A 12,583-nucleotide genomic window follows, 5' to 3' on the forward strand; every position below is an offset into this window, starting at 1 on the left:
ATCCTTATCCATGCTTATGAAATAAGATTGGTACACCATGTTGAGTATTGCAAGGTAACGGACTGATTTAACGTGTTTTTCAATATAAATATGACACAGATCTTTCTACAAAAATCTGTGGCTATACCCGTACCTTAAAAACGCTCGTTACAAGTGCTCCTTACAAACAATTGTCGTAATCCGTTATCGCCTGCTTTAACTTTGAAAAGTCTGAGTTACATAAATACGGTTTCAGCGCTTCAAATTTATCTGAGGGCCACTCGTATATTTTGAATGACATGAGTTCGTCAATAACGGACTCATCAAAGCGGTATTTGACGACTTTAGCTGGAGAACCACCAACAATGCTGTATGGAGCGACGTCTTTAGTCACCACACTATTCGCTGCAACCACAGCGCCTTCGCCAATCGTCACACCGGGCATCACCATCGCTCTCATGCCTAACCACACCCCATCTTCAATGTGAGTGTCACCTTTGCCAATGTAGGCATCGTCGATGACATCCATAAATGGATACAGCGAAAACCAATCAACTCTGTGTGTATGGTTGCCGCCCATCAAAATCACGACCTCTGCGCCAATACAGACATAATCACCGATATAGAGTTCGTCGATTTCCCATCGAGGCTCCCACTGGCGGCTGACTTCGTCGCCGTGTAAATAACGCACTACCGATTGTTCAAAACCGTTATCCCAGCAATCGCTGTAATAACTGTGTTGACCTTTTACGTGAATATTGGGGTTGGTTACGACTTCATGCAGCAACTCGAATTTGGACCAATGCTTCTTTTGCATTTTTACCTCTGAATGATCTATTAAGTTTTATTCGTTAACTATCAAAATGTTCGACGATGCAAATCCAAGGTGCACAAACTAACGCCCTATAAACACAGGGTTCACAGGGATGAATAGTGAGTATCACGCTTAAATCATAGCAATGTCGCTAAAACTAAAGAGGCGTCAGTGGATTCGAGGTTGCTTAAGAAGAGGAAGTAGTTTCAAAGTTTGCCCAGTTTTTATCGATAACTTGGTTGGATAATTTACAGGCGTATTGTAACTGTTTAGTCGCGCCAATTTGACAGGAAGATGTGAGTAATAAGGTTTCAAATTTCGTTTCGTGGAATACGGAATGAACAAGAGCCTGCGCGATTACACAGGCTCAAACTTAGACTCAGCTATAAACTTCGGAGCTCGCTTGGAGCTGGGCTCAGCGACTACATGCGTGCAAGCTGTACTTTTCTGTCTTTATTCACCACGCAGAAGTTACCGCGCTTAGTACGACACTTAGAGCATCGTTCGCATTCAACAGGGCTTCTATCCCCTTCCTTCCAACGCTTCACTAAATACGGTTCAGAAAGCAGCGGTCTTGAAAGCGCGAAGTACTCAATGCCCGTGTTGTTTGCAATCGCTTCGATAGCATCAAAATCCGTTAGGCCACCTACCGTGATCACTGGGATGTTAACGTCTTGGCTGATCGCGTGACCATACTCATGGAAGTAGCCTTCAGCTTGAATGGTAAAACCATCGTGCGACTCGCCAATCATAGTGTCTGCTTTACCATGAATATTACCTGACACGACAATGCCATCCACGCCCACTTGTTCAAGCTTTTTACAGACAATACGTGTTTCCTCAAAGGTGACGCCACCTTCAAAAAATTCAGATGCCGTGAGCTTAACTAAAATTGGGAAGTCGTCGCCCACCAGCTTGCGCGTCGCGGTATAGATCTCTAACAAAAATCTCATGCGGTTTTCTAAGCTACCGCCGTACTCATCTTCACGTTGGTTGTAATAAGGGCTTAAGAACTGGTTAATCAGATAAGTGTGAGCGGCATGAATTTCAACGCCATCAAAGCCTGATTTTTGTGCTCTCAAAGACGCTTGAGCAAAGGCATCAACAATGTAGTCGATCTCGTCTTTAGTCATCGCTTTGCCTAGTGTTTGAGTGCCTTTTTCTGGAACCTCACTTGGTGCGTAGATCACTCGTTCGCCAAGATCATGCGTGGTTTTGGTGCCACCATAAGCCAATTGCATCACGATTTTAGAGTCGTTGTCGTGCACCAGTTGAGTCAGCTTCTGATACTCTTCAATGAATGAGTCGTTATACATCCCCATCATGCCCGCATTCGGCTTTTCTTCTTCAACGATGTTCGCGTAACCCGTCACGATCAGGCCAACTTCACCTTGAGCCAACTCTTCGTAGATAGCGTACAGTTTATCTGTCATATGCCCATCTTCGGTGGCCATATTTTCCCACGTTGCACTTCTCATGAAGCGGTTTTTAAGCGTCATGGTGCCAATGCGGGTTTCTGTAAACAAAGTACTCAAATCTATTCCTCACTCAATCGTGTTACGCAAGTGCCCATCTAACGGGGCTAATTGACGCGGATACTACAGAGAATATGACAAGCAAAACTTAATCTAGATTAAGAGAGCGGCACTCTCACATAAGAAACAGGCTATAAATGAATTCAAAAGCGAGGAGATAGAGAAAATATAGGAAGCAAACAAAAAGCCGTTCAGTCAGGCTAAACGGCTTTAGAAGTTTATAGTTAGGTAGAGATACCTCTGACTAACGCTTTAAAAGAGTTAGCCGTATTTAACCGTAGGGTCGATACATTGGTACACTTGGCCGATACTCGCTTCGTTCGTCAACAAGGTTTCAATAAGTCGCGCTACTTCTTGTCGGTAAATCACACCATGCACTTCCACATGTTGAGAAAACTCACCGTTACCCGTCACTTCACCATCTAACAAGCCACCAGGACGTAAAATCGTGTAATCCAGCGAGCTCGACATTAACCACGCTTCTGCCAACGATTTTTCACGAACGGCAGCGCCAAATCCTTTCTTAGAGCGCTCTGACAAGTATTGCCATGAATCACCACAACCTAAAGACGTCACCAATACAAAGCGCTTAATGTCATTCGTTTCCAAAGCATCAATCACATACCGGTGACCAATATAGTCAACTGGCACATCCGCTCTAAAACTGCCCATACTTGAAATCACCAACGCCGATTTCGGCAACTCAGCCACCGTCTTCTCAACTTGTTGCTTGTCGGTCGCATCGCAGCTCAGTGTTGTTACTCCAAGGATAGCCAAGCGTGGGTTCTTTTCTGGGTTTCTAGCAATCGCGATAACTTCAAAACCTTGTTGGTGAAAGTGCTCGACCATTGCGGCACCCAAACCGCTACCTGCCCCCCATACAACGACTGTACTCATAAATACCTCAAAAAAATCATGTTGTTCATAATACTAACGACACAATCTAATCGGTTCTTTCGCCCAGATCAATAAATGCGAATAAGTCTCAATATTAAGTATATAATTTATCATCATCACCAACGACAACTGTTCTACCACCTAATCGCTCATAACAATAAAGTGACGTACTCACACTGAGCATACACTTAACCTTTTTTGTTATTTAGATAAGTCGCCTCAAAAGCAAAATCGACCGCTTGTTTGGTTATCTGATCGATATTTTTATCGAGCATCTTAATAGTTATCTCTGACTTATCGTTCTCTAGTACACCGTTGTCATTTACTACAAAGATACGACGACCGATCAATTCAGCAGAATCATGGTCCTTTAAGTCAACGCTCGCCAACACACGAATAGAGCGGTCTCGAGTACCCGCTGCATATTTAATTGCACCAATAACCGAGCCAACAGGAATAAATTCTGTAACACGAATATCTTCCGGGACGTCATCAATACCATACAATACAACGCTAATATCGAGCACTTTATTTTCCAACATCACGTTCTCGTAACCTTGCAGTTTGTGCTTCAATTTATCGTTCATACTGCTAAGAATCTGCGCCTTGAATTGCTCTTGCACCTCTTTAGATACTCGCTTGTCGATACCTGCACTTTTAATCTCTATGCTGTTGAATTTGAATTGGTTAAAATAATGTGAAGCACTGTCTTTTGCTATCCAAGACATGCCTGCCATGTCGTCATCAAACTTGCTATCTACAAAATAGTGCTCTGAATCGACACTTTTAATTTCTTCTTTGTTCGGGACTGAGCTAGCGCAACCAACAGTGAATAACGCAAGTAGTGGGTATAAGTAATGTAGTTTCATGTGAACCTCTAATTTCCTGAATTTTGAGTGCACGAATCCCTAAGCGGTCAAGCTCATGGATAGGATTCGTGTTAAGTTAATTTTGGTGTTAGTAAATAATTTTGTTGGACGAACTCTTCATAACAATTCGTTCGTCACTATAGTTAAGCTTCTTGTTCTTGAACGGTATGATCCGCAGCCAAGTAGGTGTAGATGGTTGGTACAACGAACAAGGTGAACAATGTACCCACCGACATGCCGACCGTAATCACCAAGCCTATCGAGAATCGACTTTGTGCGCCTGCGCCCGATGCCACTAGCAGTGGAACAACACCAACCACCATCGCTGCCGTTGTCATCAACACTGGTCGCATTCGAACCGTTGCCGAACGGATGGCAGCTTCACGACGACTGCATTTCAGCTCCTGCTGCATCTGGTTCGCGAACTCCACAATCAAGATACCGTGCTTACTGATCAATCCGATTAAGGTAACCAAGCCCACCTCGGTGTAAATGTTGAGCGTATCAATGCCCAAGTAGAGCGGCATCAAAGCACCAAAAATCGACAATGGAACACTGGTTAATACCACCAATGGGTCACGCAAGCTTTCGAACTGCGCAGCCAGTACCAAGTAGATGATCACCAAAGCTAGGAAGAACGTTGTTACCAACGAAGAACCTTCTTGTAAGAACTGACGAAGCTGACCAGATGTATCTGTGCTGTACGACGTAGGCAGAATCTTCGCGGCTCCCTCTTCCATTACTTTGTACGCTTCACCAATACTGACACCCGGCATCATTTTCGCTTCAATCATTGCACTGTTTAGCTGCTGGAATTGATCCACTTTTGATGGCTGAACAGATTCACTAATTTCAATTAACGAAGCCAGCGGTACCATCTCACCGGTATTCGATCGAACGTGGTAGTTCTTCAAGTCATCCCAAGAGTTACGATTCTCGTTCGGAACTTGAGTGATCACCTGATAGCTACGCTGATCCATCGAGAAGTAGTTGACGAACCCTTCACTGATGAAGCGAGACAATACCGTACCGATATCTTGCGCACTCACGTTCATTTGCGCGGCTTTGTCGCGGTCGATCTCTATCTCTACCTGTGGTTTGTTGAAGTTAAGGTCATTTTGAACATAGATAAACTTACCGCTCTTCTGTGCGTACTCTTTCAATTTCTCTGCGTACTGGTAAAGATCTTGATACGAGCCTGTTGGTGTCTTCAGTACCATCTGGAATGGCAAGCCCTGTGGTGTTCCTGGTAGATCCGGTGGAGAGAAGGTATACACCTGCAAGCCCGGTAACACAGAACTCTGTTTCTCGAAGCGTTGCATCACCTCTTTCGCCGTTGCTTCGCGTGAATCCCAATCTTTCAATACACCTAGGCCAAAGAAAGCGTTGTTGTGCATATAGCCGTTATCCAACATGGTCATTTGTACTTCATCATTATCTGAAATCGCTTCAGTCAATGCTGGAGTAAAGTGACGTATATAGTCCGTGTTCGCTTGTGCTGGCCCTTGCCCCATGACAATCATTACGCCCTGATCTTCTTCAGGAGCAAGCTCGGATGCGGTATTCATAAACATGAACACTAGGCTTATCAATAACGTGCCAACGACTGGCCAAATGTACACTCGGTTATTCAGCACATGCTCTAGAACCTTACGGTATTGCTCGGTTACACCTGCAATAACTGCATCGATTTTCTTAACCAGTTTTCCATCTAAAACAGACTTGTTTAGGATTTTTGAACACATCATGGGTGTCAGTGTTAAAGCAATAAATCCAGAGATCAGAACCGAACCCGCCAAGGTAAACGCAAACTCAGTAAACAGCTTACCGGTTAAGCCACCCATGAAACCGATTGGTGCGTATACCGCCGCCAATGTAATGGTCATCGCAATAATCGACCCCGCGATCTCACGTGCGCTGTCCATGGCAGCTTTAATTGGGCTCGTGCCATCCTCTAGGTGACGGAAAGTGTTCTCCACCACCACAATTGCATCATCAACCACCAAAGAAATTGCTAATACCATCGCCAATAGCGTCAGCAAGTTGATGCTGAAACCCATGCTTAACATAAAGAACATTGACCCAATCAGTGACAGCGGAATCGTTACGAGTGGAATTAACATTGCTCGCATTGAACCTAAGAACGCAAAGATAACAATCACAACAATCAGAGCTGCTTCCATCAGCGTTTTTGCTACTTCATCAATCGATGTCTCGATGAACTTAGTCGAGTCATAAATAACATTGGCTTTGATACCGTCAGGTAAGCTTGCTTTTAACTGTGGCAGTAATTCATAGATCCCCTGCACTACGGTTAATGGGTTAGACGTCGCCGTGTTACTGATCGCGGTTGCAACCGTTGTGACACCGTTAAACAAAACATCTGAATCATAATTTGTCGCCCCTAATTCGACGGTCGCCACATCTTTTAAATGCACCAACTGGCCATCGTGTGTCTTCAACGACATGTTTTTAAAGTCAGCAACGGAGCTAGAGTCTGTGTGCGCGTTAATATCAACTTCGATATAAGGGCTCTGCAATTTACCCGCCGCACTCACAATGTTGTTTGAACGCAAAGCGTTTTGTACGTCAGTCGCTGTTAAACCATACGAAGCAAGCTTTTGAGGTTTCAGCCAAATACGCATCGCAAAGTCTTCTTGACCTAAAATATCGACCTTCGACACCCCTTCTACGGTTGAAAAGGTCGGTTTCACAACTCGGCTTACGTAATCTGACACCTGTTCGGTTTTCAACGTGTCACTCGAGAATGAGACATATAAGATCGGTGATTGCGATGTCGACTTAAGGATACTCGGGTCTAGAACGCCAGAAGGAAGCTTGTACTTCACTTGCTGTACCAGAGACAGAATTTCAGTCAACGCGCCGTCCGACGGATAACCCAGCTTCAAATACACGGTAATCACGGACTTACCCAAGGCACTATCCGATGTCATGTAATCAATGCCTGCTGTTTGAGCGATCTCGGCCTGAAGCGGCTGCGTTACATAACCTTGTACACTGGATGCACTGGCACCTGGGTAGCTTGTTGTGATCGTAATAACGCCGGTTTCAATTTCTGGGTATTGGCGGACTTGTAGAGAGGTAAAGGCTTTTAAACCCAAGACCAACAACACAAGGCTCAATACCGTCGCCAAAACGGGGCGTTTGATAAATACATCAGTAAATGTCATGGGAGTATCCTAGTTACTTTTCTTGGTATCGGTAACGAGTGGTCGTTGATTATTAACCAGCACCAAACCGCCATTTTTGAGTTGGTGCTGATTCGACGTCACTACTACATCCCCTTCTGTTAATCCAGAAAGGATCCCTACATACCCGTCTTGTTTTGGGCCAACCTCAACGGTGCGTTGCACCACCTTATACTCATAAAAAGGTGTATCAATTGAGTGCTGACTTACAGCCTTAGTTGCTAGGTCCAAAACGAATACTGTATCGCCAGACAATGTGTAGCTGATCGCCACTGAAGGCACACTGATCACGGTGTTTGATTCTGATGTCGTTAATGTCGCATCGACGTACATGCCCGACTCCAACGGCACTGGTTCTGTCGTCACCGCGCGCAGTTCGATGTTATGTGTACTCGCGTCTGAACTCGGTTCAATCGCTGAAATCGTTGCATGAAACTCTTCATCGTTAGCGGCATCAGATTCAAACTGTAACGTCTGCCCTACTTGAACGTCGTGAAGGTAAAGCTCCGAAATAGAGAAATCGACAAACTGTTTAGAGCTATCTTCTAGGTCTACAATCTCGGTGCTTGAATTAATAAAATCACCCACATCAATTTTTCTAATTCCCACATTGCCAGAAAATGGTGCTTTCACTTTCATGTATTCAATCTGAGTAGCAATGTAATCAAGCTTTGCAGATTCCGAATTAAATTGAGCAGTAAGCTTATCAACCGAATTTTGAGATACGCTGTTATTTCTTAATAGCTTTTTGTTTCTCACTAATTCAACTCTTGCTAATTCCAATTTCGATAACTGGCTTTTATAATTAGATTTCAATAGAGCATCATCAAGCTGTATCAACACATCACCTTTATTTACATACTGACCCGAATTAAAAAGTACTTCTTTTACTTGCCCTGACATTTGACTCGAAACATTGACTGATTGGTTGGCATGGATATTACCAATCACCTGTAAACTTTCATTCCATACTTCTTTATTTACTTTCTGTGTTGTTACTGAAGTCGCTGGTAATTTAAAACTTGCTAGTTTTTCTTTGATAACTTCGCCTTTCACATAATGAAAGCCAAAGACAAAAGATAACAATATAAATAGAGCTGACCCGACGATAACGCCTTTATATTTACTCATGTGTTCACCTCGTGTTTAAAGTCCGGCCATTATAACGTTCACCACCCCCAATAAATAAAACTCCTATAACATCGTATCCAGCCTATATAAAATAAAAATAAAACAAATAAATACAACAACTTAGTTAAAAACAATCAAGTAAAAATCATTTACCTTATTTATGTCGATTTTATTATCACGTGATTTATCTTAGCCACAAATAGATATAATCCTCCTCGTTCCTTAAACAACTAACCGAGATAAATATGTCTAATCAAGCACACCATACAAAAGTAGCAATTAAAGAAAAAATGAAACGTGTATATGGAGAAGATGTCGACCATAAACATAATAAAGACCATTTAGAATATAGAGAACATCAACCCTCTCATTCTGGCCACCCTCATGGCGGAGAACCTGAAGGTCACAAACATTTAGTTAATCATCATCCAGATGGTCACCACAATAAGCACCATAAAGATAAAACGCACGCACATAAGAAATCATCACGCTTACACCATAAAAAGCAAAGTTCTTAAGCACTATGATTGTCTAAGTGGCGTTAATAATGAAACGCCACTTTAAATAAAACATATCTAAAAATTGGAACGTCGAGTTATTAACATGATGTTCCATTAAGGATTTACTATGTCATTTATAATTGAACAATTAAGAGACTATCCATTCATAGCTCTTTTTCTCTCATTAGGTCTTGGTTACCTAATTGGCAAAATCAAAATAGGTAAATTTGAACTTGGCGGTATTGCTGGTTCACTTCTGGTAGCCGTTGCACTTGGTCAGATCGGCGGTATCGCGATCTCTAACGAAGTAAAAAGCATCTTCTTTGCTTTATTTATTTTTATGGTGGGATACAACGGCGGTCCTCAGTTTTTCTCGTCATTCCGCCTTTCATCGCTAACACGCTTATTCGCTTCGTTTGTGATGACGTTTGTAGGATTAATCACGGTTGTATTGCTCTCTAAATGGGCAGGACTAGATAAAGGTTTAGCGGCGGGCCTTGCGGCTGGTGGCTTAACACAATCGGCAATCATAGGTACTGCAGGTAATGCTATCGAACAGCTGAACCTAGCACCCGATGTCACCTCAACACTTAAAACAAACGTGGCTGTGGGTTACTCAATCACCTACATCTTCGGTTCTCTTGGTCCGATTCTAATGATGTCACTCATTCCTATGGTAATGGGTTGGAACATCACTAAAGAAGCGAAAAAGCTCGCTGAACAAATGGGCTCTGGAAGCAAACAGTTAAATGAAGGGGAATTCTCAGCACTAAGCCGAGTGTCATCACGTGCTTATCAAGTAGGTAGCAATTCAATATTTGTTGGCAAAAGCGTGCTTGAGATTGAAGAAGCGTTCAATGCAGACCTAACAATTGAAGCGATTCACCGAGGAAATGAAGACAAAGACACAAGCTTAGATCTGACCAAAAACCCAATCTTGGCAGCCAACGACAAAGTCTACCTTACAGGGTTAACTCAAGCATTCCCTAAAGTGACCTCGCTGGGTATTGAGATCGGTGAATTTAGCGAAGAAAACAATGTGGTTCACACACGACAAAAAATCGTACTGACCAACAAAAAACTCGCTGGCGTTACTCTGCGTAAACTGCGTGATGAAACCAATGCGAACGTACGTCGAGGCGTATACGTAACACAGGTTTCTCGTATGGGGCACGACATCTCAACGCTACCAGAAACCGAACTTCACCTTGGTGATGAAGTCACTCTTGTCGGCCAAAAAGAAGACCTAGCCAAAGTAGCCAAAAAGGTCGGCTACAACAGCCCGCTTCCAAGCGTAACTGACTTCGTAACAATGTCTTTCGGCATGGTGCTTGGCTATCTAATTGGCGAGATTGGTTTCACCATCGGCGGTTCTCATATCGCTCTAGGTTCAGGTTTAGGTTGTTTGGTATCTGGCCTATTGGTTGGCTACTTAAGAATGCGCACACCACGTATGGGCAGCATTAACCACGGTGCCGCTAACTTCATGCAAACCTTTGGCCTTGCTGTGTTCGTTGCTGTAGTGGGCATCAATGCAGGTGCTCCAGCACTGACGGCTATCAAACAAAATGGCGTAACCCTGCTGCTGCTTGGTGTGTTGGTCACACTCATTCCTCAGATACTTACGTTCCTGTTCAACTACTACGTATTGAAAATCAAAAACCCGGTAGAAGCCTTAGCCGTTGTGGCTGGTAGTCGCAGTGCTAACCCTGCATTCGCATCGCTACTAGAAAAAACACAAAACAGCACACCAGTACCGAGTTTCACGATGACTTATGCGGTTGCCAATATCTTCCTCACCTTATGGGGTCCAATCATCATCAACCTAATCACCAAAATCTCGTAATCAACACCGAATCAGCCAATAGATGATTCAACTTATTAATTAACGACTTAACACAGTAGCTAGCCAAGCAGGCTAGCTGCTCAAAGAAATGACTCACTTATCTATCCAAAAAACTTGGATCTTAAACAAATTAAAAGAGAAACGACTATGAAACGCACAGATGAAAAACGCCTAGAAACACTAAGCCCATTCGAAGTAAAAAACACACTGATCGACCTAGCTCAGCATTCACATGAAAAAACCATGATCAACGCTGGTCGTGGTAACCCAAACTGGGTCGCGACAGCGCCACGTGAAGCCTTTTTCCAATTAGGTATGTTTGCACTAGAAGAATCAAAATCGAATTTCTCAGGGTATGAAGGCTTCGGTGGAATGGGAGTTCAACAAGATATTAGCCTGCGCTTTCTTCAGTTTTGTGAAAAATACGAAGACCAAGAAGGTGTGCAATTCCTCATTGAAGCCTTCCAGTTTATTACGGATCAATATCAGGTAGACGGTGATGCGCTTATTTATGAATGGGTTGAGGGGATTCTAGGTAACAACTACCCAGTGCCTGATCGCATGCTCAAATATTCGGAACTCATTGCTCGTAAATACATTGAACAAGAAATGGCGGGCTCGCAGCCATTACCTGCAGGAAAGTTTGACTTGTTCGCCGTTGAGGGTGGCACGGCGGCAATGGTTTACATCTTTAACACGCTAAAGAGCAACCGACTATTAAACCCTGGTGACACCATCGCGATTGGTGCGCCGATTTTCACTCCGTATATCGAAATGCCAGAGCTAGAAGATTACGCGCTCAACAAAGTAGAAATCATGGCTGATGAAGCGTCTGCGTGGCAAATCCCAGACTCTGAATTAGAAAAACTGAACGATCCAAGTGTTAAAGCTTTCTTCCTCGTTAACCCAAGCAATCCAGCTTCGGTTCGATTAAGTGATGAGACACTCTATAAGATTGCCGAGGTTGCTAACCGTCGTCCTGATCTCATCCTACTTACTGATGATGTTTATGGCACTTTCGCTGATAACTTCACATCACTAGCGATGCTGGCTCCGAAGAACACGATTCTAGTGTATTCGTATTCTAAGTACTTTGGTGCAACAGGCTGGCGTTTAGGCGTGATTGGCGTACACGAAGACAATAATTTCGACCGCATGATTCGAGATCTTCCTGAAGACACTCGAAGCACGTTATCTCAGCGATACCAAGGAATTGCACTTGAGCCTAGTAAGATTAAGTTCATTGACCGTTTAGTTGCAGACAGCCGTGCAGTCGCCCTGAACCATACAGCCGGCCTTTCAACACCTCAGCAGATTCAAATGACAATGTTCTCGTTGTTGTCTTTGATGAAGGATGGCGAAGAGTACAAACGACTCGCAAAACAGATAGTGCGTCGTCGCTACCACACTCTAATGCAGAAGAACTTAGCCGCGCCAATCGTTGCTGAAGGCGATCAAACCGGTGCGTTCTATTACGTGGAGATTGATCTGAAAGAAATTGCTCAAACGATTCACAGCAACGACTTCTTCGCATGGTTAGAAGAAACGTATGAGCCGCTGGATTTCTTGGTTCGCCTTGCAGAAGAACATGGCGTGATTGTGATGCCAGGAGCGGGTTTTGATGCGCCAACGTGGTCTCTGCGTGTCTCTCTAGCGAACCTAGAAGAAGCACAATACGCCAATATCACGAAAGCGATGAACGCGGTAATGCAAAGCTATGTTGAACGTTACGAAGCGGCTTGCTAGCAAGACTTCAGTACTAGAAAGCTCATAGAAAAGCGATAAGTTCTGAGTGTAGATTCA

9 protein-coding genes are annotated in these 12,583 nt (G+C 43.6%); 3 read left to right on the plus strand and 6 right to left on the minus strand.

The window, feature by feature from the left end; all coding sequences use genetic code 11:
• Window positions 1-160: 160 nt before the first annotated feature.
• The 6 genes from MSG35_RS00810 to MSG35_RS00835 all read right to left on the minus strand — a co-directional run bounded on the left by MSG35_RS00810 (window position 161) and on the right by MSG35_RS00835 (window position 8,434).
• Window positions 161-796, minus strand: a complete 636-nt coding sequence (locus MSG35_RS00810) for a CatB-related O-acetyltransferase (protein ID WP_017082045.1) — start codon at window positions 794-796, stop codon at window positions 161-163.
• Between the two features lie 419 nt (window positions 797-1,215).
• Entirely contained in the window at window positions 1,216-2,328 is a 1,113-nt protein-coding gene (locus MSG35_RS00815; RefSeq protein ID WP_282449797.1) for an NADH:flavin oxidoreductase, read from the minus strand.
• Between the two features lie 261 nt (window positions 2,329-2,589).
• Window positions 2,590-3,225 (minus strand): SDR family oxidoreductase, encoded by a 636-nt coding sequence (locus tag MSG35_RS00820; protein WP_248382481.1) that lies wholly within the window; start codon window positions 3,223-3,225, stop codon window positions 2,590-2,592.
• A gap of 188 nt (window positions 3,226-3,413) precedes the next feature.
• Window positions 3,414-4,094, minus strand: a complete 681-nt coding sequence (locus MSG35_RS00825) for a DUF3313 family protein (protein ID WP_248382482.1) — start codon at window positions 4,092-4,094, stop codon at window positions 3,414-3,416.
• A 143-nt stretch (window positions 4,095-4,237) separates the two neighbouring features.
• Window positions 4,238-7,285, minus strand: a complete 3,048-nt coding sequence (locus MSG35_RS00830) for an efflux RND transporter permease subunit (RefSeq protein ID WP_248382483.1) — start codon at window positions 7,283-7,285, stop codon at window positions 4,238-4,240.
• A 9-nt stretch (window positions 7,286-7,294) separates the two neighbouring features.
• Window positions 7,295-8,434: an efflux RND transporter periplasmic adaptor subunit gene (locus tag MSG35_RS00835; RefSeq protein WP_248382484.1), complete on the minus strand. Its 1,140-nt coding sequence runs from the start codon at window positions 8,432-8,434 to the stop codon at window positions 7,295-7,297.
• Window positions 8,435-8,679: 245 nt separating this feature from the next.
• Between MSG35_RS00835 and MSG35_RS00840 the strand changes: the two genes are divergently transcribed.
• The 3 genes from MSG35_RS00840 (at window position 8,680) to MSG35_RS00850 (ending at window position 12,526) form a co-directional block, all read left to right on the plus strand.
• Window positions 8,680-8,952, plus strand: a complete 273-nt coding sequence (locus MSG35_RS00840) for a hypothetical protein (RefSeq protein ID WP_017109456.1) — start codon at window positions 8,680-8,682, stop codon at window positions 8,950-8,952.
• A 109-nt stretch (window positions 8,953-9,061) separates the two neighbouring features.
• A complete protein-coding gene (gene aspT, locus MSG35_RS00845) occupies window positions 9,062-10,780 on the plus strand; it encodes an aspartate-alanine antiporter (RefSeq protein WP_248382485.1) in 1,719 nt (572 codons plus the stop codon).
• Between the two features lie 147 nt (window positions 10,781-10,927).
• Window positions 10,928-12,526: a bifunctional aspartate transaminase/aspartate 4-decarboxylase gene (locus MSG35_RS00850; RefSeq protein WP_017091283.1), complete on the plus strand. Its 1,599-nt coding sequence runs from the start codon at window positions 10,928-10,930 to the stop codon at window positions 12,524-12,526.
• The last annotated feature ends 57 nt before the right edge of the window (window positions 12,527-12,583 follow it).

The sequence above is a fragment of the Vibrio sp. 1CM23M genome, assembly GCF_023161755.1.
GTDB classification, from domain to species: Bacteria; Pseudomonadota; Gammaproteobacteria; order Enterobacterales; family Vibrionaceae; genus Vibrio; species Vibrio coralliirubri.